General features: G+C 68.2%; 26 protein-coding genes. 12 read left to right on the top strand and 14 right to left on the bottom strand.

From position 1 onward, the window contains the following. Positions 1-39 precede the first annotated feature (39 nt). From INQ48_11235 to INQ48_11215, 5 genes are all read left to right on the top strand, one after another. Positions 40-1,824 (top strand): PhoH family protein, encoded by a 1,785-nt coding sequence (locus tag INQ48_11235; GenBank protein QRF59751.1) that lies wholly within the window; start codon positions 40-42, stop codon positions 1,822-1,824. Between the two features lie 152 nt (positions 1,825-1,976). Continuing rightward, a complete protein-coding gene (locus INQ48_11230) occupies positions 1,977-2,348 on the top strand; it encodes a VOC family protein (protein QRF59750.1) in 372 nt (123 codons plus the stop codon). 6 nt (positions 2,349-2,354) lie between these two features. Beyond that, positions 2,355-2,804 (top strand): EVE domain-containing protein, encoded by a 450-nt coding sequence (locus INQ48_11225; GenBank protein QRF59749.1) that lies wholly within the window; start codon positions 2,355-2,357, stop codon positions 2,802-2,804. A gap of 40 nt (positions 2,805-2,844) precedes the next feature. After that, the gene (locus INQ48_11220) at positions 2,845-3,294 is read left to right on the top strand and encodes a GyrI-like domain-containing protein (protein QRF59748.1); all 450 of its coding nucleotides are present in this window, start codon (positions 2,845-2,847) and stop codon (positions 3,292-3,294) included. A 22-nt stretch (positions 3,295-3,316) separates the two neighbouring features. After that, entirely contained in the window at positions 3,317-4,093 is a 777-nt protein-coding gene (locus INQ48_11215; GenBank protein QRF59747.1) for a YafY family transcriptional regulator, read from the top strand. Between the two features lie 10 nt (positions 4,094-4,103). Here the strand turns inward: INQ48_11215 and dnaB are convergent, their stop codons facing one another. From dnaB to ppsA, 7 genes are all read right to left on the bottom strand, one after another. After that, positions 4,104-5,501 (bottom strand): replicative DNA helicase, encoded by a 1,398-nt coding sequence (gene dnaB / locus INQ48_11210; protein ID QRF59746.1) that lies wholly within the window; start codon positions 5,499-5,501, stop codon positions 4,104-4,106. A gap of 177 nt (positions 5,502-5,678) precedes the next feature. Continuing rightward, positions 5,679-6,131 (bottom strand): 50S ribosomal protein L9, encoded by a 453-nt coding sequence (locus INQ48_11205; GenBank protein QRF59745.1) that lies wholly within the window; start codon positions 6,129-6,131, stop codon positions 5,679-5,681. 14 nt (positions 6,132-6,145) lie between these two features. After that, positions 6,146-6,427 (bottom strand): 30S ribosomal protein S18, encoded by a 282-nt coding sequence (locus INQ48_11200; protein QRF59744.1) that lies wholly within the window; start codon positions 6,425-6,427, stop codon positions 6,146-6,148. A gap of 21 nt (positions 6,428-6,448) precedes the next feature. Further along, positions 6,449-6,724 carry a primosomal replication protein N gene (gene priB, locus INQ48_11195; GenBank protein ID QRF60693.1) on the bottom strand — a complete coding sequence of 92 codons (276 nt, stop codon included), beginning with the start codon at positions 6,722-6,724 and terminating at the stop codon, positions 6,449-6,451. Positions 6,725-6,773: 49 nt separating this feature from the next. Further along, entirely contained in the window at positions 6,774-7,154 is a 381-nt protein-coding gene (rpsF, locus tag INQ48_11190; GenBank protein QRF59743.1) for a 30S ribosomal protein S6, read from the bottom strand. 162 nt (positions 7,155-7,316) lie between these two features. Then, positions 7,317-7,775, bottom strand: a complete 459-nt coding sequence (locus tag INQ48_11185; protein ID QRF59742.1) for a hypothetical protein — start codon at positions 7,773-7,775, stop codon at positions 7,317-7,319. A 186-nt stretch (positions 7,776-7,961) separates the two neighbouring features. After that, the gene (gene ppsA, locus INQ48_11180) at positions 7,962-10,355 is read right to left on the bottom strand and encodes a phosphoenolpyruvate synthase (GenBank protein QRF59741.1); all 2,394 of its coding nucleotides are present in this window, start codon (positions 10,353-10,355) and stop codon (positions 7,962-7,964) included. Between the two features lie 194 nt (positions 10,356-10,549). On the opposite strand from ppsA, the gene INQ48_11175 reads away from it, so the two are divergent. Beyond that, complete coding sequence (locus INQ48_11175; GenBank protein ID QRF59740.1) at positions 10,550-11,371, top strand: kinase/pyrophosphorylase; 822 nt, start codon at positions 10,550-10,552, stop codon at positions 11,369-11,371. Positions 11,372-11,390: 19 nt separating this feature from the next. Here the strand turns inward: INQ48_11175 and INQ48_11170 are convergent, their stop codons facing one another. The 7 genes from INQ48_11170 to ahpC form a co-directional block, all read right to left on the bottom strand. Then, on the bottom strand, positions 11,391-12,200 hold the full coding sequence (locus INQ48_11170) for a heme ABC transporter ATP-binding protein (GenBank protein ID QRF59739.1): 810 nt from the start codon (positions 12,198-12,200) through the stop codon (positions 11,391-11,393). Next, positions 12,197-13,237, bottom strand: a complete 1,041-nt coding sequence (locus tag INQ48_11165) for an iron ABC transporter permease (GenBank protein QRF59738.1) — start codon at positions 13,235-13,237, stop codon at positions 12,197-12,199. Before INQ48_11165 ends, INQ48_11170 begins: the two co-directional genes overlap by 4 nt. Next, complete coding sequence (locus tag INQ48_11160; GenBank protein ID QRF59737.1) at positions 13,234-14,136, bottom strand: ABC transporter substrate-binding protein; 903 nt, start codon at positions 14,134-14,136, stop codon at positions 13,234-13,236. The genes INQ48_11165 and INQ48_11160 overlap by 4 nt, the downstream gene beginning before the upstream one ends. Before the next feature lie 40 nt (positions 14,137-14,176). Beyond that, positions 14,177-15,274: a hemin-degrading factor gene (locus INQ48_11155; GenBank protein ID QRF59736.1), complete on the bottom strand. Its 1,098-nt coding sequence runs from the start codon at positions 15,272-15,274 to the stop codon at positions 14,177-14,179. Positions 15,275-15,308: 34 nt separating this feature from the next. Beyond that, positions 15,309-17,495, bottom strand: a complete 2,187-nt coding sequence (locus tag INQ48_11150; protein QRF60692.1) for a TonB-dependent hemoglobin/transferrin/lactoferrin family receptor — start codon at positions 17,493-17,495, stop codon at positions 15,309-15,311. Between the two features lie 276 nt (positions 17,496-17,771). Beyond that, positions 17,772-19,328: an alkyl hydroperoxide reductase subunit F gene (gene ahpF, locus INQ48_11145; GenBank protein ID QRF59735.1), complete on the bottom strand. Its 1,557-nt coding sequence runs from the start codon at positions 19,326-19,328 to the stop codon at positions 17,772-17,774. A gap of 91 nt (positions 19,329-19,419) precedes the next feature. Continuing rightward, complete coding sequence (gene ahpC, locus INQ48_11140) at positions 19,420-19,983, bottom strand: peroxiredoxin (GenBank protein ID QRF59734.1); 564 nt, start codon at positions 19,981-19,983, stop codon at positions 19,420-19,422. A gap of 273 nt (positions 19,984-20,256) precedes the next feature. On the opposite strand from ahpC, the gene bfr reads away from it, so the two are divergent. From bfr to INQ48_11110, 6 genes are all read left to right on the top strand, one after another. Beyond that, positions 20,257-20,733 (top strand): bacterioferritin, encoded by a 477-nt coding sequence (gene bfr / locus INQ48_11135; protein ID QRF59733.1) that lies wholly within the window; start codon positions 20,257-20,259, stop codon positions 20,731-20,733. 228 nt (positions 20,734-20,961) lie between these two features. After that, positions 20,962-21,615 (top strand): PepSY-associated TM helix domain-containing protein, encoded by a 654-nt coding sequence (locus INQ48_11130; protein ID QRF59732.1) that lies wholly within the window; start codon positions 20,962-20,964, stop codon positions 21,613-21,615. 71 nt (positions 21,616-21,686) lie between these two features. Beyond that, positions 21,687-22,187, top strand: coding sequence for a DUF2271 domain-containing protein (locus tag INQ48_11125; GenBank protein QRF60691.1), 501 nt, complete (start codon positions 21,687-21,689; stop codon positions 22,185-22,187). A 47-nt stretch (positions 22,188-22,234) separates the two neighbouring features. Then, entirely contained in the window at positions 22,235-23,044 is an 810-nt protein-coding gene (locus INQ48_11120) for a DUF4198 domain-containing protein (protein QRF59731.1), read from the top strand. A 26-nt stretch (positions 23,045-23,070) separates the two neighbouring features. Next, positions 23,071-24,099, top strand: a complete 1,029-nt coding sequence (locus tag INQ48_11115; protein QRF59730.1) for an FAD:protein FMN transferase — start codon at positions 23,071-23,073, stop codon at positions 24,097-24,099. After that, entirely contained in the window at positions 24,096-25,457 is a 1,362-nt protein-coding gene (locus INQ48_11110) for a flavodoxin domain-containing protein (GenBank protein QRF59729.1), read from the top strand. Before INQ48_11115 ends, INQ48_11110 begins: the two co-directional genes overlap by 4 nt. Positions 25,458-25,514 lie beyond the last annotated feature (57 nt).

Below are 25,514 nucleotides of genomic sequence, written 5' to 3'. Positions count from 1 at the left end.
CGTTTTCTGGTACCCACTTTTTTGCGAGCGACCTGACACATGCCACTGCCCCCCGCCCCCACGAGACGTGCCGCACTGCTCTCTCCGGACGCGATTGACGCGCCCGCCCGTTCTTCGCACAGGGGGTCCCGCCGGTCCGGCGACGCGCGCGCCGAGACCGAGGCGCCGAGCGGACCGCAAGCACTCGAGCTGTTCGACCGGCATTCGGCCGAAGTCCCCGGCGGCGGCCTCGAAGCGCCGTCGGCACCCGCTGCCCGCCCCCGCCGCAAGCCCCGCTCGACGCCCGCACCCGCGCCGACCCCGGCGGCGCCCCAGCAGCAGGCCCTGACGCGTTCGGCACCGGCCGAAGCCCCGCGTGCCGAGGCGCCCGCGCCGCAGCCGGCGCCGAAGCCCAAGCGCAGCCGCTCGAGCGGCCCCGCCAAGCTCTTCGTGCTCGACACCAACGTGCTGCTGCACGACCCGATGTGCCTGTTCCGCTTCGAGGAACACGACATCTACCTGCCGATGATCGTGCTCGAGGAGCTCGACGGTCACAAGAAGGGCACGACCGAGGTCGCGCGCAACGGCCGCCAGACCAGCCGCACGCTCGACGCCCTGGCCGCCGCGCAGGACGCCGACATCGCCAAGGGCCTGAAGCTCGACACCACCGGCCATCGCGAGGCCGGCGGCAAGCTGTTCTTCCAGACCGATCCGCTCGACTACGCGCTGCCGCTGAGCCTGCCCCAGGGCAAGGCCGACAACCAGATCCTCGGCGTGGTGCACGCGCTGCGCGACCTCCACGCCAAGGAATCGCCCGACCGCGCGAAGCGCGAGGTGGTGCTGGTGTCGAAGGACATCAACATGCGCGTCAAGGCGCGCGCGCTGGGCCTGGACGCCGAGGACTACCAGAACGACAAGACGCTGGAAGACGGCGACCTGCTCTATTCGGGCTCGCTCGCCCTGCCCCCCGACTTCTGGACCCGCCAGAGCAAGACGGTGGAGAGCTGGCAGAGCGGCAGCAGCACCTTCTACCGCGTCAGCGGCCCGATCGTGCCGAACATGTACATCAACCAGTTCGTGTACTTCGAGGCGCCCGGCGAGCCGAGCATGTACGCGCGCGTCACCGAGATCCGCGAGAAGACCGCGGTGCTCAAGACGCTCAAGGACTACAGCTCGGGCAAGAACGCGGTGTGGGGCGTGAACACGCGCAACCGCGAGCAGAACTTCGCGATGAACCTGCTGATGGACCCGGAGATCGACTTCGTCACGCTGACCGGCACGGCCGGCACCGGCAAGACGCTGATGGCGCTGGCCTCGGGCCTCACGCAGGTGCTCGACGACCGCCGCTACACCGAGATCATCATGACCCGCGCCACCGTGAGCGTCGGCGAGGACATCGGCTTCCTGCCCGGCACCGAGGAGGAGAAGATGGGCCCCTGGATGGGCGCGCTCGACGACAACCTCGAGTTCCTCGCCAAGGGCGACGGCGGCGGTGCCGGCGAATGGGGCCGCGCGGCCACCAACGAGCTGATCCGCAGCCGCATCAAGGTCAAGAGCATGAACTTCATGCGCGGGCGCACCTTCCTCAACAAGTACGTGATCATCGACGAGGCGCAGAACCTCACGCCCAAGCAGATGAAGACGCTGATCACGCGCGCGGGCCCGGGCACCAAGATCATCTGCATGGGCAACCTCGCGCAGATCGACACGCCCTACCTCACCGAAGGCTCCTCGGGCCTGACCTTCGCGGTCGACAAGTTCAAGGGCTGGCCGCACGGCGGGCACATCACGCTGGCGCGCGGCGAACGCTCGCGGCTTGCCGATTTCGCGAGCGACGTGCTCTAAGGCAGCGCCCCTCGCCGGCCTCGAGCCCGCGCCTGCTCCCCCGAGCAGCGCGGGCTTTTCTTCGTCCCGCGATGCCCGGCTCCTGACAAGACGTTGTCAGGAGCCGGTCCGCACCATCGAGGCTCCTCATCACCAACGAAAGAGAGCCCTTCATGTCCAAGACCATCAGCTGGTTCGAGATCCCCGTGGCCGACCTGGACCGTGCCCAGGCCTTCTACGAAACCGTGCTCGGCCGCAAGCTGCGCCGTGAGACCCTCGGCGGCGACCCGCTGGCCGTGTTCCCCTACGACGATCCCGCGACCGGCGGCGCCCTGCAAGCCGGCGCGAAGGGCGCGGCGAAGACGGGCACCGGCATCCGCATCTACCTCGACTGCGCACCGAGCATCGACGCCGTGCTGTCGCGCATCGAGGCGGCCGGCGGGCAGATCGTCGCGCCCAAGTCGGCACTGCCGCCCGGCATGGGCTTCATCGCCCACCTGCGCGACACCGAGGGCAACGAAGTCGGCCTGCACGCCCTTGCCTGAAGCGCCATGCCGCAGCGCAACTGGATTGCAGTCGCGAGCGCCGAGCACGCCCGGCGCGGGCGCGATCACCGACCGCTGGGCTTCATGCAGGCCTGCCACGGCAAGGCGGGCCCGCTCCGGCGGGTCGCCGCGGGCGACCGCGTGGCCTACTATTCGCCGGCCACGGTGTTCGGCGGCACGGACAGGCTGCAGAGCTTCGTGTCGATCGGCATCGTGCAGCCCGGCGAGGCCTACGAATTCGACATGGGCGGCGGCTTCGTGCCCTGGCGCCGCGACGTGCGCTATGCCGTCGCGCACGAGACACCGATCGCGCCGATGATCGAGCGCCTCGCCTTCATCGAGAACCCGAAGCAATGGGGCTACAAGTTCCGCTTCGGCATGTTCGACGTCGGCGATGACGACATGGCATGGATTGCCCGCTGCATGAAGGCCGACCTGAAAACGCTGGCCCTCTGAACGACACGAACCAGGATCACACCTGCAGGAGAAGAACACCATGGAACCCGAGCGCCGGCACCACGACGCCTTCCAGGTCGCGGGACTCACGGTCCGCACCACCAATCGCGAAGAGAGCGACCCCGCGACCGCCCGCATCGGCGCGCTGTGGGGACGCTTCTTCGGCGAGCAGACCTACGAAGCCACGCCGCATCGCACGGGCGACACGCGCATCTTCGGCGTCTATGCCGCCTACGAATCCGATGCCCACGGCCCCTTCGACCTGACGGCGGGCGTGGCCGTCTCGGGCGGCGCGGACAGCGTGGCCATCGAGGCCGGCGACTATCTGGTCTTCAGCGGCCAGGGCGAGATGCCGCAGATGGTGATCGCCACCTGGCAGCGCATCTGGCAGTATTTCGAGGCGCACCCGGAGATCGCGCGCCGCTACCGCAGCGATTTCGAAGCCTACGAGGGGCCGGACAAGGTAGAGATCCACATCGGAGTGGCATGAGCATCCCGAAGAGCGAGCGCTGATGCGCCGCGCCGATCGCCTGTTCCAGATCGTCCAGCTGATCCGCGGCCGGCGCCTCACCACGGCCGCCTTCCTGGCCGAGCGGCTCGAGGTGTCGGAGCGCACGGTCTATCGCGACGTGGCGGACCTGCAGCACCAGGGCGTGCCGATCGAGGGCGAGGCCGGCGTGGGCTACCGGCTCGGCGCGGGCTTCGAACTGCCGCCGCTGATGTTCACGCAGGACGAGGCCTCGGCGCTGGTGGCCGCGGCCCGGCTCGCGCAGAGCTGGGTCGACCCGGCGATGGCACGCGATATCGAGACCGGGCTCGGCAAGATCCTCTCGGTGCTGCCGCCCTCGGCGCGCGTGTCGGCCGAGGCGCTGGCGCTCTACGCGCCCGCGTTGGGGCTGAGCGACCTGCTGCGTGAACGCCTGCAGACGCTGCGCGAAGCGGTGCAGTCGCGCCACAAGCTGCACCTGGTCTACCGCGACGTGGCGGGCGAGCCCAGCGAGCGCACGGTGCGGCCGCTGGGCTGCTTCTACTGGGGCAAGGTCTGGACGCTGTCGACCTGGTGCGAGCTGCGCGAGAATTTCCGCGGCTTTCGCATCGACCGCATCGACGCGGTCGAAGTGCTGGCCGAGCGCTTTCGCGACGAGCCCGGCAAGACCATGGCCGACATGCTGCGCCAGGTGAAGGCCGAGGCGGCCGAGGCGAAGCGGCTGCAGAAGCGCTGGCCCGAGGGCGTGCCGACCGCGCCCGATGCGGGCGTCGCGCTCGCGCGCTCCGCCGAACCGCGCTGAAGGCGCCAGCTCAAAAGTCGTCGCTGCCCATCGCCATGTTCTCGAACTTGGTGAGGGGCTTCAGGAAGGCCAGCTTGACGGTGCCCGTCGGGCCGTTCCGGTGCTTGCTGATGATCACCTCGGCCACGCCCGGCTCCTTCGACTCCTTGTTGTAGTAGTCGTCGCGGTAGATGAACATGATGATGTCCGCGTCCTGCTCGATGGCGCCCGATTCGCGCAGGTCGCTCATCATCGGGCGCTTGTCGGTGCGGCTCTCGACGCCGCGGCTGAGCTGCGACAGCGCGATCACCGGGCACTTGAGCTCCTTGGCCAGCATCTTCAGACCGCGCGAGATCTCGCCCACGGCCGTGGCCCGGTTCTCGTCGCCCGACATGCTGGTCGACATCAGCTGCAGGTAGTCGACCACGATCAGGCCGAGGCGGCCGTACTGGCGCGCGAGCCGGCGTGCGTTGGCGCGCAGCTCGCTGGTCGACAGGCCCGGCGTCTCGTCGATGTGCAGCGAGACGGTGCGCAGCTTCTCGATCGCCTCGGTCAGGCGCGGCCATTCCTCGTCGGTGAGCTTGCCGGTGCGCAGGTGGCCCTGGTCGATACGACCGATCGAGCCGACGATACGCACCGCGAGCTGCGAGGCGCCCATTTCCATCGAGAACACCGCCACCGGCAGTCCCTCGTTGAGCGCCACGTGCTCGGCGATGTTGATCGCCAGCGAGGTCTTCCCCATCGACGGACGGGCGGCCAGCACGATCATGTCGCCGGGCTGCAGGCCCGAGGTCATCTTGTCGAACTCGTAGAAGCCGGTGCGAACGCCCGTGATGTCGTTCGGGTTGTCGGCCATCTCGGTCACGCGGTCCAGCAGCTCGACCACCAGGGCATCCATGCTCTGGAAGCCCTGCTTCATCCGCGTGCCTTCCTCGCCGATGTTGAAGATCTTCTGCTCGGCCTCGTCGAGGATCTTGTCGACCGTCTTGCCCTGCGGATTGAAGGCGTTGGTCGCGATCTCGTCGCTGGCCGAGACCAGCTTGCGCAGGATCGAGCGCTCGCGAACGATCTCGGCGTAGCGGCGGATGTTGCTCGCGCTCGGCACGTACTGCGCGAGCGAGTTCAGGTAGACCAGCCCGCCGCTCTCGTCGGCCTTGCCGAGCGTCTGCAGCTGCTCGTAGACCGTGATCACGTCGGCCGGTTTGCTGCCGTTGATCAGGCCGCCGATGGCGGCAAAGATCAGCTTGTGCTCATGGCGGTAGAAGTCGCCGTCGACCAGCAGGTCGCCCATGCGGTCCCAGGCCGTGTTGTCGAGCAGCAGGCCGCCCAGCACGCTCGACTCGGCCTCGATCGAATGCGGAGGGATGCGCAGCTGCGCGACCTGGCGGTCGGAGGGATCGTTGTCGGCGTAGGAGAAGACGGCGGCCATGGGCTTCCTTGCAACCCTCCATGCTAGCCCGCGCACCCCGCGGCGTCACGTGGACAAGGTTGTGAATAACAGGTGAACTTCCGGTGCAGCGGGCGGGACAACTTCCGCCGGCGGCACAAAAAACAAAAGCCGCCCGAAGGCGGCTTCTGGCAGCGCATCTGGGATGCGCCGGAACGATCAGGCGGTTTCGCCGTAGACCGTCACGTTGATGTCGACCACCACGTCGGTGTGCAGCGAGACGCTGACGGTGGTGTCGCCGACGGTCTTGATCGGGCCGTTCGGCAGGCGAACTTGCGACTTCGCGACCTTGTAGCCTTGCTTGCCCAGTTCTTCAGCGATGTCGCTGTTGGTGACCGAGCCGAACAGGCGGCCGTCGACGCCAGCCTTCTGCGTCAGCTTGACGGTCGTGCCGGAGAGCTTTTCGCCCTGGACTTGCGACTCGGCCAGCTTGGCGGCTGCTGCCTTTTCGAGTTCGGCGCGCTTGGCTTCGAACTCGGCCTTGTTGGCGGCGGTGGCGCGGCGTGCGCGGCCCGACGGGATCAGGAAGTTGCGGGCGTAACCGTCCTTGACCTTGACGATTTCACCGAGGGTGCCGAGGTTGACGACCTTGTCCAGAAGAATGACTTGCATGCTGTGTCTCCTTCTTAGACGCGGTGCTGGTCGCTGTACGGGACCATGGCGAGGAAGCGGGCACGCTTGATCGCGGTGTTGAGCTGACGCTGGTAGATCGCGCGGGTGCCGGTCAGGCGGGCCGGGATGATCTTGCCGTTTTCGCTGATGAAGTCACGCAGCGTGTCGATGTCCTTGTAGTCGATTTCCTCGACGCCAGCGACGGTGAAGCGGCAGAAACGCTTGCGCTTGAACAGCAGCGACTGGGTGTTGCGCTTCGGGCGCTTGTCTTTGTTGAATTTCTTGAACGTGGCCATTGTGGGACCTCTTGTCGAAAATTAATCTTGCTGAAAATCCTGGATGTGCAGGACCGGAAGCTTGCCGTTGGCCGGTGTCGAGAGGAACCCCTGGAATCGCCAGAGACTTCCCATCGACTGCTTTGCGAGCCGCTCGGCGATGGCGCCGAACGCAACGGCCTTGAGGGCCGTCTTCACCTGCCTGGACTGTCCCGCCACCTGAAGGATCGACTCGTGTTCGAGCTTCAGGTCGATGGCGGGCAAGCCGGCCGGGGTGAATCGCAAGGCACCGAGTTCGGCAACATGGGCGGACAGCAGAAGCTGGTTGACCCCGGTTGCCGCCGCAGCGGCAGCACTCACGCCGACATCAGTTGTTGTTGTTGGCGGCGGCGTATTCGGCCTGTTGAGCCTTGCGGGCTTCTTCGCGCTCGACCGTCTTCATCATCGACGAAGGACCGGTGTCGGCCTTCTTCTTCTGAACGGTCAGGTGGCGCAGCACGGCGTCGTTGAACTTGAAGGCGTGTTCCAGTTCGCTCATCACGGCCTGTTCGGCTTCGATGTTGACGCACAGGTAGTGCGCCTTGTTGAGCTTGTTGATCTGGTAAGCCAGTTGACGACGGCCCCAGTCCTCGACGCGGTGGATCTTGCCGCCGCCGGTCGTGATCAGGCCCTTGTAACGCTCCAGCATGGCCGGAACTTGCTCGCTTTGATCCGGGTGGATCAGCAGAATGATTTCGTAGTGACGCATGGCACTCCTTGTGGGTTTCTTCTTCCGCTTTTTGCCCGGAAGAAGGGGTTGAAGCCACCCGCAGCGTCGGCGCAGTGTGGCAAGGCAAAGCCGGCTATTGTAGCCATAACTTCGGCGAAACGCCAAATCGAGCGCCTGGCAAGGCCCGGAAGGCCGCAGGACTCAGTCGTACAGCGCCCGGTCGAGCGGCTCGGCCTTCTCGGGCCCGACCGCCGCGCGGATCTTCGGCGCCAGCGCCACGAGGTCCTCGTAGCCCCCCGCCCCTTCGACCTGCAGGTTCAGCCGCACGCCCTTGAGCCCGAGGCTGGCCGTGAGCCGCGTGGCGATGGGATAGGCGTCGGTGTAGCGCTGCTGGCTGCTGCGGCCGGAAGAGGCCTTGGGCGCCGCCTCGGCGGAATCCGCGGTCGGCGCCTCCGCCACGGTGCCGCCCGGCGGGCTCAGCAGGCCCAGCGCGACCATCTGGTCGATGTCCTCGCGCGCGATGCCCGCGCCGGCGGCGATCACGTCGTCGACCGAACGCTTGCCGTCGAACAGGATGAAGGCGGTGCGCTGCCGCGGCGACAGCGGGACCGAGCGGTCCTTGAGGACCTGCTGGCCGGTCTCCGTCTTGACAAGAATCATGCGTGTCTCCCGACGGCCTGCCGGCCGGCTACCGCCGCGAGCGGGGGCGCCGCACGCCACGGAAGTCCGGTCAACGCCGACTCGTGATGAATTTCACGAGTCTGACACCGGAAACGTCAATCCAAGAGATTGACACCCGCCTGACACGGGAATCCCCGCATGGGGATTCCCGCAGGTCGGGCCGGCTCAGCGCTTGGCGAGCTGCTGCCAGGTGTCGATCACGCTGTCGGGATTGAGCGAGATCGACTCGATGCCCTGCTCCGCCAGCCACAGCGCGAAGTCGGGATGGTCCGAGGGGCCCTGGCCGCAGATGCCGACGTACTTGCCCTTGTCCTTGCAGGCCTTGATGGCGCGGCTCAGCATGGCCTTCACGGCCGGGTCGCGCTCGTCGAAGTCGGCCGCCAGCAGCTCGAGGCCCGAGTCGCGGTCCAGGCCCAGGGTGAGCTGGGTCAGGTCGTTCGAGCCGATCGAGAAGCCGTCGAAGTACTCGAGGAACTCCTCGGCCAGGATGGCATTGCTCGGCACCTCGCACATCATGATCAGCTTGAGATCGTTGTCGCCGCGCTTGAGGCCGTACTTGGCCAGCAGGCCGGTCACGCGCTCGGCCTGGCCCAGCGTGCGCACGAAAGGCACCATGATCTGCACGTTGGTCAGGCCCATGTCGTTGCGCACGCGCTTGAGCGCCTCGCATTCCATGGCGAAGGCCTGGCCGAAGTCCTCGCTGAGGTAGCGCGCCGCGCCGCGGAAGCCCAGCATCGGGTTCTCTTCCTCGGGCTCGTAGCGGCTGCCGCCGATCAGCTTGCGGTATTCGTTCGACTTGAAGTCCGACAGGCGCACGATCACCTTCTTGGGCCAGAAGGCCGCGGCGATGGTGGCGATGCCCTCGGCCACCTTGTCGACGTAGAAGGCGCGCGGCGAGGCGTGGCCGCGGGCCACCGACTCGACGGCCTTCTTGAGGTCGTTGTCGACGTTCGGATAGTCGAGGATCGCCTTCGGGTGCACGCCGATGTTGTTGTTGATGATGAACTCGAGCCGCGCGAGGCCCACGCCGTGGTTGGGCAGTTGCGCGAAGTCGAAGGCCAGCTGCGGGTTGCCGACGTTCATCATCAGCTGGATGTCGATCTCGGGCATCACGCCGCGCTGGACCTCGGTGACCTCGGTCTCGAGCAGGCCGTCGTAGATGTAGCCGGTGTCGCCCTCGGCGCAGCTCACGGTGACCAGGGTGCCGTCCTTCAGCAGGTCGGTGGCGTCGCCGCAGCCGACCACGGCCGGAATGCCCAGTTCGCGCGCGATGATGGCCGCGTGGCAGGTGCGCCCGCCGCGGTTGGTGACGATGGCGGCAGCGCGCTTCATCACCGGTTCCCAGTTCGGGTCGGTCATGTCGGTGACCAGCACGTCGCCGGCCTGCACCTTGTCCATCTCGCTGATGCTGTGGACCAGCCGCACCGGACCGGTGCCGATCTTCTGGCCGATCGCGCGGCCCTCGGCCAGCACGGCGCCGCGGCCCAGCAGCTTGAAGCGCTGCTCGGCCTTGCCCTGCTGCTGGCTCTTCACCGTCTCGGGGCGCGCCTGCAGGATGTAGATCTGGCCGTCGGTGCCGTCCTTGCCCCACTCGATGTCCATCGGTCGGCCATAGTGCTGCTCGATCACCAGCGCGTACTTCGCGAGCTGCTCGACCTCGTCGTCGGTCAGCGAATAGCGGTTGCGCTGCTCGGCCTTCACGTCCGTGGTCTTGACCAGCTTGCCGGAGGCCTTCTTCTCCTCGGGCGTGGCGAACTCCATCTGGATCAGCTTGGAGCCCAGGTTGCGGCGGATCACCGCGCGCTTGCCGGCGTTGAGCGTGGGCTTGTGGACGTAGAACTCGTCGGGGTTCACGGCGCCCTGCACCACGGTCTCGCCCAGGCCGTAGCTGGAGGTGATGAACACCACGTCCTCGAAGCCCGACTCGGTGTCGATGGTGAACATCACGCCGGCCGCGCCGAGGTCGGAACGCACCATGCGCTGCACGCCGGCCGACAGCGCCACCACGTCGTGGGCGAAACCCTTGTGCACGCGGTAGCTGATGGCACGGTCGTTGTAGAGGGAGGCGAACACCTCCTTCATCTTGTGCAGCACGTCCTCGATGCCGACGACGTTCAGGAAGGTCTCCTGCTGGCCGGCGAAGGAGGCGTCGGGCAGGTCTTCGGCGGTGGCCGAGGAACGCACGGCGAACGAGGCCTGCGGGTTGCCGGCGCTCAGGGCGGCGAAGGCGTCGCGGATGGCCTTCTCGAGGTCGGCCGGGAACGGCTGGGCCTCGACCATGGCGCGGATCTCGGCGCCGGCGGTGGCCAGCGCGCGCACGTCCTCGGTGTCGAGCGCGGCCAGGCGCTTGCTGATCTTGTCGGCCAGCCCGTCGTGGGCCAGGAACTGGCGAAAGCCATGGGCGGTGGTCGCGAAGCCCGTGGGCACGCGCACGCCCTGGGGCAGCTGCGAGATCATCTCGCCGAGGCTGGCGTTCTTGCCGCCAACCGCCTCGACGTCGGTCATTCTCAGGTTTTCAAACGGTACGACCAGGGCGGTCGCGTCGAAAAGTGCAGACATGGGAAAGCTCCAGAAGTTGAAACCTGCTGCATTCCATGCGGACGGCGCGGCACGATCGTTGTCGTTGCTTTGGGTGCGGACGCGGTGGGCATGGAAGGAAAGATACGGTGGGGGCCGAGGGGCGGAATCCCGATAATGGGGCGGATTGTAGGCGCGCCGGGGCCGCGCGCGTCGCAGGACAACACCGCCAGACCATGCACACACGAACTGTCTTCTTCGTTTCCGACGGCACGGGCATCACGGCCGAGACTTTCGGCAACGCCGTGCTCGCCCAGTTCGAGATGAAACCGCGCCATGTGCGGATGCCCTTCACCGACACGGTCGACAAGGCCCACCAGGCGGTGCGGCAGATCAACCACACGGCCGAACTCGAGGGCGTGCGCCCGATCGTCTTCACCACGCTGGCCAACATGGACGTGCTGGAAGTGATCGAGACCGGCTGCAAGGGCATGCTGCTGGACATGTTCGGCACCTTCGTGCGCCCGCTAGAGATCGAGCTGGCGATGAAGTCCAACCACCGGATCGGCCGCTTCAGCGACGTCAGCAAGAGCAAGGAGTACAACGACCGCATCGCCGCGATCGACTTCAGCCTGCAGCACGACGACGGCCAGAGCAACCGCGACCTGCAGGGCGCCGACGTCATCCTGGTGGGCGTGAGCCGCAGCGGCAAGACGCCCACCTCGCTCTACCTGGCGATGCAGCATGGCCTCAAGGCGGCGAACTACCCGCTGATTCCGGAAGACTTCGACCGCCGCCAGCTGCCACCGGCGCTCATTCCACATCGCAAAAAAATCTTCGGCCTGACCATCCAGCCCGAACGGCTCAGCGAGATCCGCAACGAGCGCCGGCCGAATTCGCGCTACGCCAGCATCGAGAACTGCCGCCACGAGGTCAGCGAGGCCGAGGCCATGATGCGGCGCGCCGGCATCCGCTGGCTCTCGACCACCACCAAGTCGATCGAGGAGATCGCGACCACGATCCTGCAGGAGCTGCGGCCGGAGCGGTTGAACTACTGAACGCCCCGGACGGCGGCTTCTAGCCGAACAGGTACTGCTCGATCCCGTCCGCGCCGACCACGCTCTGGCACGGCATGCGCCAGACCGCCTCGATCAGCGGCGGCGCCAGCACTTCGGCGGTCGGGCCCTGGCACAACCCGCCAGGGACATCGGGCACGCCCAGCACCACCACCTCGTCGGCATAGCGCCGCGCCAGGTTCAGGTCGTGGAGCACCACCACCACGCCGACGCCCTGCCCGGCCCAGCCGCGCAGCAGCCGCATCGCGGCATGCTGGTGGGCCAGGTCGAGCGCGGCCGTCGGCTCGTCGAGCAGCAGCCAGCGCGCGGCCCCGTCGGCGCGCGGATGCCACAGCTGCGCCAGCACCCGCGCCATGTGCACGCGCGCCTTCTCGCCGCCCGACAGCGTGTTGAGGACGCGCGGCGCGAGCGCCGACACGTCGGTCAGCGCCATCGCCGCGGCGACGATCGCGTCCTCGTCGGGCGCGGGTGCCAGCCGGTGCGGATAGCGGCCCAGCGCGACCACGTCGCGCGCGCTGAAGTCGAAGGCCACCGCGCTTTCCTGCGGCATCAGTGCGCGCCGCAGCGCGAGCGCCGGCATGCCGTGGGCGCGCAGCGGCCGGCCGTCGAGCAGCGCCCGGCCCGCCGTGGGCTCGCGCTGCCCCGACAGCACCGACAGCAAGGTCGACTTGCCCGCGCCATTGGGGCCGAGGATCGCCGTCACGCGGCCGGGCGCCAGCCGCACCGTGGCCCGCGAGAGCAGCGCCTTGGCGCCGATGCGCACCTCGGCGTCCTCGCAGCGCAATCCAAGTTCCAGATCCGGCGCCTTCATATGCGCCCCCGGAAATGCCGCAGCATCAGCAGGAACATCGGCACGCCGATGAAGGCCGTGAGCACGCCCAGCGGCAGCTCGGCCGGTGCCATCGCGGTGCGCGCCACCGTGTCGGCCACCAGCACCAGCGCCGCGCCCAGCAGCGCCGAGGCGGGCAGCACCACGCGGTGATCGGGCCCGGCCACCATGCGCACCCAATGCGGCGCGATCAGGCCGACGAAGCCGATGATCCCGGTGGTGGCCGTCACCGCGCCCACCGCCACCGCCGTGACGACGATGGCGCGCCGCTTGATGCGCTCCACGTCCACGCCCAGCAGCGCCGCCTGCGATTCGCCGAGTGCGATCGCGTTGAGCGGCGCGGCCAGCGAGGCCGCTGCCACGCAGGACAGTAGCACCGCCACGCCGACCAGGATCACCGCGCTCCAGCGCGCGCCGCCCAGGCTGCCGAGCAGCCAGAACTGCAGGCTGCGCAGTTGTTCGTCGGTGGCAATCACACTGAGGAAACCAAGCCCCGCGCCCGCCAGCGCATTGACCGCGATGCCCGCGAGCAGCATCAGCGCCATGCGCGTGCCGCCCTCGCTGCGCGACAGCGCGTAGATCAGCAAGGTGACCGAGAGGCCGCCGCCGAAGGCCATCACCACCAGCGTCCAGCTGCCGAGCGTGCGCGGCAGCACCGGCATGAACCACGCGCCCAGCACGATGGTGACGCCGGCCGCGAGCGCGGCGCCGCTGCTGATGCCCACCAGGCCGGGATCGGCCAGCGGGTTGCGAAACAGCCCCTGCATCAAGGTGCCCGCCATGCCCAGGCCCGCGCCGGCCGCCACGCCGAGCACCAGGCGCGGCAGGCGGATGTTGACGAACACCAGGTATTCGGGCGACCTGTCGGCCGCGGCGCCCTGCCCCAGCGAGGCCAGCACCTTCCACAGTTGCGGCAGGCTGATCGCGTAGGCGCCCGAGACCGCGCCGAGCGCGAGCGCGAAGGCGAGCAGCAGCGCGCAGCCGGCCACCACGGCCCGCGGCGGGAAGCGCTGGCTCATGCCACCGCGGCCATGAACCTCGGATGCAGCTCGGCGATCGCCGCCGGCATGCGCGGGCCGAAGCCCAGCAACAGCAAGGCGTCGAGCGTGACCAGCGAGCGCTTCCTGAACGCGGGCGTGAGCGCCAGTTCGGGCCGCTGCCAGAAGCGCTCGACGCCGCCGTGGGCCTCGATGCTCTGGTCGCTGGTCATGACGATGTCGGGCGCGGCCGTGGCCATGGCCTCGGCGGTCATCGGGCGGTAGCCCTCGAAGCCGCCGAGCGCGTTGACGCCGCCCGCATAGCCGATCACCGCGTGCGCGGCGGTCTTCTCGCCCGACACCTGCGGGCTCGCGCTGTGCGAGAGCACGAATAGCACGCGCGGCTTGCGGCCCTGCGCGGCTGCCACGCGCTGCTGCACCTGGGCCCATTCGGCATCGAGCTTCACCTGCAGCGCGCGCGCCTGCGCCTCGCGGGCCGCGGCGCGTCCCACCACCTGGATCTTGCGCTGCACCTCGCCCCAGCTGTGGTCGGCCTGCACGATCTCGACCTCGACGCCGGCCGAGCGCACCTGGTCGAGCACCACCGGCGGCCCCGACTCGTTGGTGGCGATCACGGCATCGGGCTTGAGCGACAGCAGCCCCTCGGCCGAGAGCTGCCGCATGTAGCCGACCTTGGGCGTGCCGCGCGCCGCGGCCGGATAGAGGCTGGTGGTGTCGGTGCCGACGAGCTGGCCCTCGGCGCCGAGCAGGTACACCACCTCGGTGATCGCGCCGCTCACGGTGATGAGCCGCGGCAGCTTCTTCGCCTCGGGCGACTGGGCGAACAAGGGCAGCGCGGCGGCGCCGAGCGAGGCCGCGGCGGCGAGGCGCAATGCGTCGCGGCGGCGGACGAGGAAGGGAGAGATGCGTTCTTCGGTCATGGAGAAAAAACGTGGGGCAAGGAGAAAAACGTTCGAGCGATCAGGCTGCCGGCGCCGTCGCGGACAGCCGCGCGAGCCCGCGCACCAGCTTGCGCCAGTCCTCGCGCTCGGGCACGCCAGGCTTGCGCGCGCCGAAGAACATCGCCATCAGCTCGCCTTCGCCGTCGAAGGCCTCGACCGAGGTCACGTGGCCGTCGCTGGTGGGCTTCTCGACGATCCACACGCTCGCGATGCGGTCCTCGCGCAGATGCAGGTTGAAGCCGGGGTCGAGCACGTTGAGCCAACGCATCGGCGCGGCGTCGCCACGCGCCGGCATCTCCATCGGCTCGACGCGCACCACCGGGCCGGTGTGGATCTGGATGCAGCCGGGGCTGCCGACGAAGACCATGATCGGCGTGCCGCTGAAGGACGCTTCCTGCAGCAGGTCGCCCACCGCATGCAGCGCGGCGCGCTGCGTGAACTCGCCCTCGGTGAGCCGGAAGCTCTGCTGGCGCTCGGTATCGAACTTCTTGAGCAGGCCGAAGAACTCGTGCGTGTCCTGCATGCCGCGCCAGGCCTCGGCGAGCGCGCCGGCGTCGATGGCGGCGTCGGCACGCGGCGCGGGCTTGGGCTCGGCCGGCTTGAATGCCACCTGCAGCTCCGGCGCCGCGTGCGCATCGATCACCGCCTGCAGCGCGCCGCGGTCGGTGGCCTCGCGCACGAAGATCTTGTGCACCGCCAGGCCGTGCGCGTCGAAGAACTGCAGGCTCAGCGAGGACGGCACGCCGGGATTGGCGGCCGCCTCGTCCACCGCGAAGCCCGCGTGCCAGCGGCTGAAGAACAGCCGCAGGTCGATCGCCTCGCCGAGCGCGAGCCCCATGGCCTCGCCGCCCGAGAGCTTCTCGTAGATGCCGGTCTTCTCGTGCACCGTGGTCTCGTTGCGCGTGAGCGCCAGCAGCGGCCCGCAGGCCTCGAGCGACTGCAGCAGCGCCAGCCACGGCCCGCGCAGCGGCGTGGCGCGCAGGGCCTGGTCGTGCGCGCCCGCATGGGCCGCGATCGCGGCGCCCTCGGCCAGCCCCATGGCGGCGGCGGCGTCCTTGTGGCGCATGCCCTTGGCGCGCAGCTCGGCGAAACGGTGGCGGATGTCGTCGGCATTCATCGTCTGTGGTCCTTCCTGTGTGAGATTGGGTGGCTCAGAAATCGGCCACGAGCGAGACGTTGAAGCTGCGTCCCGGCTGCGTGTAGGCGTCGCGGATCAGCGCGGTGGAGGTCAGGCCGCGCACGTCGCTCCACATCCAGTAGCGCTTGTTCGTGAGGTTCGTGATCGAGGCGTTCAGGCGCAGGTCGCGGCTGATGCGCCATTGCGCGCTCAGGTCCAGCGTGGTCGCCGAGGGCGTGAGGAACTGCACGCCGCCGGTGGTGATCTCGGCCGCATCCACGTCGGAGCGCTTCTTGGCCGCATGGTGCACCGCGTCGAGCCGCACCGACCAGGCCGGCGCCTTGTAGGCCAGGCCGAGGTTGATCTTGCGCGGATCGATGGAGTTCAGCGGCCGGTCGTTGCTGCGATCGCGCCCGCGCGTCTGGCCCCAGGCGAAGGGCACCGAGAAGCCATTGCCGTTGTCGGTGAAGTCGAGCTCGCCCTTGACCTCGAAGCCGCTGATGCGCGCGCGGCCGATGTTGACCGACTGGAAGGTGGCCGGGTTCACGCGCGAGCCGAACACGCCGCCGACCTGGCGGTCGTTCTCGATCAGGTCCTTGTAGTTGCCGGTGAAGGCGGCGACGTCGAAGTTCAGCACGCCGGTGCGCCCGCGCACGCCGAGCTCGACGTTCTGGCTCTTCTCGGGCTTGAGGTTGGGGTTCGGGATGGTGCGGTAGCCCGAGATCGTGTTCTCGAAGAAGTTGTTGACCTGGAACGCGTTCGGCGCCTTGAAGCCCGAGGCGTAGTTGCCGTAGACGCTCCATTGCGGCGTGGCGCGGAACAGCACGCCGAGCTTGGGCGAGACCGCCGAGCCCGAGAGCGAGACCGCCTGCGCGTTGAAGCCGGCCTGGTCGGCATCGAGCGAGAAGCGGTCCAAGCGGATGCCTGGCGTGATGCTCCAGCGGTCGTGGATGAACTCGTCCTGCACATAGAAGGCCGAGGAGGTCTCGCGCGTGTCGGGGAAGCGCTTGAGCGGGTAGCTCTCGCCGGCAGGCGGCACCAGGCCGGTTTGCAGGTTCTCCACGTTGGTGCGCGCGTAGTCGAAGCCGTAGGTGATCTTCTGTGCCCAGTCGCCGGTGCGCACCAGCTTGTCGACCTGCAGGCCGAACTGCCAGGTGCTCTCGTCGTAGGTCACGTCGCGCGAACGGTCGGCGGCGCTGAAGCGGTCCTCGAAGATGTACTCGCGCGACTTCGACTTCTGGTAGCTCACCGTGGCCTGCAGGCTGTCGGCCATGACCGAATTCAGGCGCAGCCGGCCGTCGTAGGTGAAGCGGTCGCGCTGCAGGTCGGTGCGGGCGTCGAGGCCGACCACCGAGGTCGAGGCATAGGGTGGCTTCGCGAGGCCCGACAGCAGGTCGTAGCGGCTGGTCTTCTCGATGTGCTCGAAGGTGAAGCCGTGGCGCTGGTCGGCATTCGGCGTGAGGATGACCTTGGCCAGCAGCGCGCCACTGCGGTCGCGCTGCGGGTTGGGCGTGGTGCGGTCGGCGTTGGGCGCGTTGTAGCTGCCGCGGTTCTCGAGCTCGTGCGAGCGCCCGAGGTTGGCCGAGAGCAGCCACTGCAAGGTCTCGTTGGGCTTGCCCGCGAGCGTGACGCCGGCGCGCCGTCCGTTGTCGTCGCCGCTGTAGCCGACGCTGGCGCTGCCGCCGAAGCGCTTGCCGTCGCGCAGGAACGAGGACGGATCGCGCGTGATGAAATTGACCAGGCCCGCGAGGCCGTCGGAGCCGTAGAGCGCGGAGGCCGGGCCCTTGAGGATCTCGATGCGCTCGATCAGGCCGATGTCGAAGTAGTCGCGGCCGAAGGCGTTGGCGCTGAAGACATAGCTGCGCGGCGTGCGGATGCCGTCGGTCAGCAGCAGCACGCGGTTGCCGTCGAGGCCGCGGATGTTGAAGCCGGCGTTGTTGTCGCGGCCGGTGTTGCCCTGGGCGAGGCCGAAGCGTGCCGGCGAGCGCTTGACCGAGACGTTCGGCAGGTCGCGCACCGCGTCGCGGATGTCGTTGATCTGCTTCGATTCGATCGTCTCGCGGTTGAGCACTTCGACGCTGACCGGCAGCGCGTCCTTCTCCTGTTCGGAGCGCGAGCCGCTGACCACGATCTCGCCGAGCGCGGCGACCTGTTGCGGCGGCTGCTGGGCCCAGGCCGGTGCCGTGGCACCGAAGCCGCTGGCGATCAGCCAGGGCAGCAGCGCGCGGCGCGCGCGCGCGGGTCGGGAAGAAGAGGAAGACGAGCGCGCGAAGCGCGAAGGACGGGTAGAGGTGGCGGCCACGAAAAAAGGTCCGGCAAGCGTTGGAATGAACAACGGCTTGCTGGACCTCGGCGCGGCGGAAGCGGCGCGGCTGACCTGGCTGGCGGCGGGAGGCTCGGTTCCCTTTTGTTGGTGTTCTCGCCGCGATGCGCGGCGCGCGAGCCTCTGAAAACTATTTTATGAGAACAATTCTCATCTGGCCGCCGATGCACCCACTCAGGCTGGGGCTGAAGTGCGGATCAGGTGATCGAATGCACCGAGTGCCGCCTTCGCGCCGTCGCCGGCCGCGATGATGATCTGCTTGAACGGCACCGTGGTCGCGTCGCCCGCGGCGAACACGCCGGGCACCGAGGTCTGGCCCTTGGCATCCACCACGATCTCGCCGTGTTTCGACAGCTCGATCGTGCCCTTGAGCCAGTCGGTGTTGGGCACCAGGCCGATCTGGATGAACACGCCCTCGAGGTCGACGCGCTTGGCTTCGCCGGTCGCGCGGTCCTTGTAGACCAGGCCGTTGACCTTCTGGTCGCCGGTGATCTCGGTGGTCTGCGCGTTGGTGAACACGTCGACGTTCTTCAGGCTGTGCAGCTTGCGCTGCAGCACGGCGTCGGCGCGCAGTTGGGTGTCGAACTCGATCAGCGTGACATGGCCCACGATGCCGGCCAGGTCGATCGCCGCCTCGACGCCCGAGTTGCCGCCGCCGATGACCGCCACGCGCTTGCCCTTGAACAGCGGGCCGTCGCAGTGCGGGCAGTAGGCCACGCCCTTGTTCTTGAACTCGTGCTCGCCGGGCACGTTGATGTTGCGCCAGCGCGCGCCGGTCGAGATGATCACGGACTTGCTCTTGAGCGACGCGCCGCTCTCGAGCTGCACCTCGATCAAGCCCTCGCCCGGAATCAACGCCTTGGCGCGCTGCAGGTTCATGATGTCGACCTCGTAGTCGCGCACGTGCTCCTCGAGCGCATGGGCGAACTTCGGTCCCTCGGTCTCCTTGATCGAGATGAAGTTCTCGATGCCCATGGTGTCGAGCACCTGGCCGCCGAAACGCTCGGAAGCCACGCCGGTGCGGATGCCCTTGCGCGCCGCGTACACGGCCGCCGCGGCACCCGCGGGGCCGCCGCCGACGATCAGCACGTCGAACGGGTCCTTGGCGGCGATCTTCTTGGCTTCGCGCTCGACGCCGCTGTTGTCGATCTTCGCGAGGATCTCTTCCAGGCTCATGCGCCCCTGGCCGAACTCGGTGCCGTTGAGGAACACGGTGGGCACGGCCATCACCTGGCGTTCCTTCACTTCTTCCTGGAAGGTGCCGCCCTCGATCATCGTGGTACGGATGCGCGGGTTCTGCACCGCCATCAGGTTCAGCGCCTGGACCACGTCGGGGCAGTTGTGGCAGGTCAGCGAGACGTAGATCTCGAACTCGAAATCGCCGTCGAGCGCCTTGATCTGGTCGAGCACGGCCTGCTCCACCTTCGGCGGGTAGCCGCCGATCTGCAGCAGCGCGAGGATCAGCGAGGTGAATTCATGCCCCATCGGGAGGCCGGCGAAGCGCGGGCCGTGGTTTTCGCTCGGGCGGTTGACCGAGAACGAGGGCTTGCGGTGGTTGTCGTCGCGGCTTTCGCTCAGGCGGACCAGCGACGAGGCTTCGGCCACGTCCTTCAGCAGCGACAGCACTTCGTCCGAGGCCTTGCTGTCGTCGAGCGAGGCGACGATCTCGATCGGCTGCGTGGCGCGGTCGAGGTAACTCTTCAATTGGGCTTTGGTGCTGGCGTCGAGCATGAGGGACTCTCTTTCGATAACTGGAAACTATCAATTGGGGACAAAAAAACCCGGGGGCCTCGTGAGCGCCCGGGCTTTCGCGCGGAGCGCCTTAGATCTTGCCGACGAGGTCGAACGACGGGGCGATGGTCTTGTCGCCTTCATTCCACTTGGCCGGGCAGACTTCGTTCGGGTGGGCGGCGGTGTAGACGGCTGCCTTGAGCTTGCGCAGGGTTTCCTTGACGTCGCGGGCGATCTCGTTGGAGTGCACTTCGGCGGTCTTGATGATGCCTTCGGGGTTGATCACGAAGGTGCCGCGCAGTGCCAGGCCTTCTTCGGGGATGTGCACGCCGAAGTTGTTGGTCAGCGTGTGGGTCGGGTCGCCCACCAGCGGGAACTTGGCCTTGCCGACGGCCGGCGAGGTGTCGTGCCACACCTTGTGCGAGAAGTGCGTGTCGGTGGTCACGATGTAGACCTCGGCACCCAGCTTCTGGAACTCGGGGTAGTTGTCGGCGGCGTCTTCGACTTCGGTCGGGCAGTTGAAGGTGAAGGCAGCCGGCATGAAGATCAGCACGGACCACTTGCCCTTCAGCGTCTCGTCGGACACATCGATGAACTTGCCGTTGAGGTAGGCCTGGGTCTTGAAGGGCAGGACTTGGGTGTTGATCAGGGACATTGCTGGTTTCCTTGGTGGTGATGAAAGAAGCGAACCATGAGTATAGCTACCAAATGGCATCTTTCAATAGTTCATAGCTATTAAATGCATTGCAGCCCCCTATGTCTTGCGATGGGCGGGCCGCATGCCTGGCGGCATGGCTCGCCCTCCGGATACGAACGTGTATCAGCATCAAACGCATGCAGAGCGCGAATGCATGGCTTTGCTTGCGCCACCCTCCTTCGCGCTCCGACAATCGCGGCCTTTACTGCTTTCATAACAAGGAAAAACACCATGAAGGGCGATCCCAAGGTCATCGAGCATCTGCAGGCGCAGCTCAAGAACGAGCTGACTGCGATCAACCAGTACTTCCTTCACTACCGCATGCTCAAGCATTGGGGCCTCGACAAGCTGGCCAAGAAGGAATACGAAGAATCGATCGGCGAGATGAAGCATGCCGACAAGCTGATGGACCGGATCTTCATGCTCGACGGCCTGCCGAACCTGCAGGACCTGGGCAAGCTGAACATCGGCGAAGACGTGCCCGAACTGCTGCGCTGCGACCTCGGCGCCGAGACCGGCGCGCAGGCCACGATCAAGGACGGCATCGCGCATTGCGAATCGGTGCGCGACTACGTCTCGCGCGACCTGCTGCAGGAAATCCTCGACGACACCGAGGAGCACATCGACTTCCTCGAAACCCAGATCGACCTGATCGACCGCGTCGGCCTGCAGAACTACCTGCAATCGCAGATGGGCGAACTCGAGTAAGCCTCGCCCTCGCAAGCCACACGGCACGCCATGAACAACTGCGGGACTTCGGTCCCGCTTTTTTTGGCCCGGCGTTTTCGCTTTACCAAACTTCACATGCTATTTAATTGATAGCATAAGACGAAGGATTTACCTTCGATCCGGCCGGATCGATACCCTCGGCACGGGTCGTCCCCGATTGCCAAACGAAATCAATTCTCATTTGCGCGCCTAAAATGCCGGCCGCCAATGAATGCCGCCTCTCCCGACAACCGCCGCCGTGCCTACTGGCTCAAAACCCTGCACGAATGGCACTGGGTCAGCTCCGCCATCTGCCTGATCGGCATGGTGCTGTTCAGCGTCACCGGCTTCACGCTCAACCACGCGGGACAGATCGAGGGCAAGCCGCAGGTCACGCGGCTGCACGCGACGATCGACGAGGCGCTGCGCGCCCGCCTCGAAGCGGCCATGGCCGAGGTCAAGTCGAACAAGGCGATCAAGGGCAAGGCCGCGCTGCCCGCCGAACTCCAGTCCTGGGTGCGCCAGCGCTGGGACATCGACACCGCCGGCCGCGAGGCCGAATGGTCGGACGACGAGATCTACCTGTCGCTGCCCCGCCCCGGCGGCGACGCCTGGCTGCGCCTGAGCCTGGCCGACGGCGAGGCCGAATACGAGCGCACCGACCGCGGCTGGCTCTCCTACTTCAACGACCTGCACAAGGGCCGCAACACCGGCACCGCCTGGAGCTGGTTCATCGACATCTTCGCGGGTGCCGCGCTGGTGTTCTCGATCACCGGCCTGTTCATCCTCAAGATGCACGCGGGCAACCGTCCCTTCACCTGGCCGATGGTCGGCATGGGGCTGGTGGTGCCGGTGCTGCTCGCGCTGCTTTTCATTCATTGACTCTCGTTCCGTCCGCTTCGAAGAAAGAGGTTCCTCCCGTGCACATCCGCTACTCGCTCGCACCGCTCGCCATGTCGGCGCTCTTCGCCGCCCCGGCCTTCTCGGCCAGCCTCGGCGTCAACATCGAGGTGCCGCGCCTCAACGTGTCGGAATACCACCGCCCCTACATCGCGACCTGGATCGAGCGCGCCGACAACACCGTGGCCGGCACGCTGGCGGTCTGGTACGACGTGCGCACCAAGACCAACAACCCCGAGGGCGAAGGCACCAAGTGGCTCAAGGACATGCGCCAGTGGTGGCGCCGCGGCGGCCGCGACCTGTCGGTGCCGATCGACGGCGTGACCGGCGCGACCAAGCCCGCGGGCAAGCACCAGCTGAGCTTCACCGACGGCAGCGCGCCGATGCCGCAACTGGCGCCGGGCAGCTACAAGCTGGTGGTGGAAGCCGCGCGCGAAGTCGGCGGCCGCGAGGTCGTGAGCATCCCGTTCCAGTGGCCACCGACCAGCGCCTCGCAGCCGACCGCTTCGGGCAAGGAAGAACTGGGCGAGATCAAGCTCGAGCTCAAGCCCTGACCGCCACACCGCCCCGCACCTTCGCCGCTCACCTTCAAGGAATCGCCATGAACATCCTCCGCCTGCGCGCCGCCGCCATTGCCGCCGCCTTCGTCGCCATCGCCCCGCTGTCCCAGGCGCACAACGCCTGGCTGCTGCCCTCGGGCACCGTGTTCTCGAAGGCCGACACGGTCAGCGTCGACGCCGCGGTGTCGAACGACCTGTTCGTCGCCAACCATGCGCCGCTGCGCCTCGAAGGCCTGCAGATCACCGCGCCCGACGGCAGCGCCGTCAAGCCCGAGAGCGAGGCCAAGCTCAAGCAGCGCAACGTGTTCGACGTGCCGGTTGCGCAGGCCGGCACCTACCGCATCGCCGTGATCAACGGCGGCGCCTTCGCGAGCTGGAAGGACAAGGCCACCGGCCAGAACAAGCGCGCGCGCGGCACGCCCGAGACCATCGCCAAGGAGATCCCGGCCGATGCGCAGGACGTGACCATCACCCAGTCCTCGGGCCGCATCGAGACCTTCGTCACCGTCGGCAAGCCCTCGGCGCTCAAGCCGATCGGCCAGGGCCTGGAGCTGATCTCCACCGGCAGCCCGACCGACCTCGCCAAGGGCGAGAAGGCCAGCTTCACGCTGCACCTGGACGGCCAGCCCGCCAAGGACCTCGAGGTCACGGTGACCGCGGGCAACACGCAGTACCGCGACAAGCTCGAGGAGTTCAAGGTCAAGACCGACGACAAGGGCCAGTTCAGCGTGACCTGGCCGAGCGCCGGCATGTACTGGCTCGACGTGTCCACGCGCGACAACAAGACCACCGTGCCGAACGCCAAGGAGCGCCGCCTGAGCTATGCGGCCACGCTCGAAGTGATGCCCTGATCCCGAGCGACGTTTCGCGCAGCGCCTTGGGCATTTCTTTCGCCTCCCGCAGTTCCTGGCACGACGGCTACGCCAACGCGGCGGTGCCGCGCCGCGCCGATCCGGCCCGCCTGCATCAGCTGGCCGGCCGGACCATGGGCACGACCTGGTCGCTGCGCTTCGACAACCCCGGCATGCGGCCGCTGGCCGACGTGCGCGAGGCGGTCGAATCGGCGCTCGCGCGCGTGATCGTGCAGATGAGCCACTGGGAGGCCGACGCCGAGATCTCGCGCTTCAACCGGGCGCCGGCGGGCACGCGGCACACGCTGTCGGCCGAGTTCGCGCGCGTGATGGCCTGCGCGCTGCAATGGGCCGAGGACAGCGGCGGCGCGATCGATCCGACGGTCGGCGCACTGGTCGCCAGTTGGGGTTTCGGCCCCGATGCGCACGATGGCCCCATCGACACGGACGCCCTTGAAGCGGCACGCGAGCGCACGGGCTGGCGAAAGCTCGCCTTCGCCATGGCCGATGACGCAACGGCCACGCTGACCCAGCCCGGCGGCTTCGCGCTCGACCTGTCGGGCATCGCCAAGGGCTTCGCGGTCGATCACGGCGTCGAGGCCCTGCAGGCGCTGGGCCTCGAGAACTTCCTGTTCGAGATCGGCGGCGAACTGCGCGGCGTGGGCCGCCGCCCCGACGGACAGCCATGGCGCGTGCAGGTCGACGGCGAACTGCCCGCGCCGGTGCACGTGGCGCTCGACGGCCTCGCGATCGCCACCTCCGGCGACCGCTGGCACCAGCGCGAGCACGCAGGCCGCCGCTGGTCGCACACCATCGATCCGCGCAGCGGCGAACCCGTGCCAGCCGGGCTCGCGAGCGTCACGGTGCTGCATGCGCAGTGCATGCACGCCGATGCGTTGGCCACCGTGCTGACGGTGCTCGGTCCCGAGGAAGGCTTCGCCTTCGCCGAGGCGCGCGACATCGCGGCGCTGTTCGTCGCGCATGCGGCACAGGGCGACGGACCGCCGAGCCCGCGCGCGACCCCGGCCTGGACCGAACGGACCGCCGCCGCATGAACGACACGCTGCTGCGCGCGCTGGCCGCGGGCTCCACCGTGGCCGCCTACGGCGCGATGTGCCTGGCGATCTACACGCGCGAGCGCCGCGCCGTCGCGGCCACCGCGCGCGCCGCGCAGGCGCTGGCGGGCGACGGCACGGTGCCATCGACGCTGGTGCTGTTCGCCAGCCAGACCGGCCAGGCCGAAGCCATCGCCTGGCAGACCGCGCGCCGCCTGCGCGCGGCCGGTACGCCGGTGCGCGTGATGGAACTCAACGCCCTCGACGCCGCCACCTTGCGCGACGCGCGGCAGGCCGTCTTCGTGGCCAGCACCTACGGCGAAGGCGACGCGCCCGACGGCGCCAGCCTGTTCGCCGAAAAGGCAATGGCCGAACAGCCCGACCTGTCCGCGCTGCGCTATGCGGTGCTGGCCCTGGGCGACCGCCAGTACGCGAACTTCTGCGGCTTCGGGCGCCAGCTCGACGACTGGCTGCAAGTCCGGGGCGCGACGCCCTCCTTCGCGCGCGTCGAGGTCGACAACGGCGATCCCGAGGCGCTGGCCGCGTGGCATGCCCAGTGGGGCGATGCCGAGGTCGCGCCTGACGAGCAAGAAAGCAGCGCCTTCGTTCCATGGCGCCTCGCGCATCGCAACCTGCTCAACCCCGGCAGCGCGGGCGCGCCGGTGTTCCTGCTCGGCCTGGTGCCGCAGGCCGGCGCGATGCCGGCCTGGGACTCGGGCGATCTGGTGCAGATGGCGGTCGCGAGCGATCCGGCACGGCCGCGCGACTACTCGATCGCCTCGCTGCCCACCGACGGCGAACTGCAGCTGCTGGTGCGGCAGGAACAGCATCCCGACGGCACCTTGGGCATGGCCTCGGGCCACCTGACCTCGACCTTGGCCATCGGCGACACGGTGGCGCTGCGACTGCGCCCGCACCGCGGCTTTCGCCTCGAGGGCAACGCCTCGCGTCCGCTGATCCTGATCGGCAACGGCACGGGCCTGGCCGGCCTGCGCGCCCATCTGCGCGCGCGCGTCGCGGCGGGCCGGTACGAGAACTGGCTGGTGTTCGGCGAGCGCCATGCGGCGCACGACTTCCTCTGCCGCGACGAGATCGAGGCCTGGCAGCGCGAGGGCGCGCTGGCGGAGCTCGACATGGTGTTCTCGCGCGACCAGGCCGAACGGCTCTACGTGCAGCACCGGCTGCTGCAGCGCGCCGATGCGCTGCGCGACTGGCTTGCGCGCGGCGCGGCGGTGTACGTGTGCGGCAGCCTGCAGGGGATGGCAGCGGGCGTCGATGCAGCGCTGCGGCAGGTCGCGGGCGAGGCGCTGTGGGCCGAGCTGGTCGGCTCGGGGCGCTACAGGCGCGACGTGTACTGAGGCACGGAAGCCACCGGCCTGCGTGGCACTGGAGGGCGACGCCCACCAGCATCTGCG

The sequence above is a fragment of the Variovorax paradoxus genome (assembly GCA_016806145.1).
Lineage (GTDB): Bacteria > Pseudomonadota > Gammaproteobacteria > Burkholderiales > Burkholderiaceae_C > Variovorax.
Note: the sequence above shows the minus strand (reverse complement) of the source record. Positions and strands in the feature narration are given on the sequence as shown.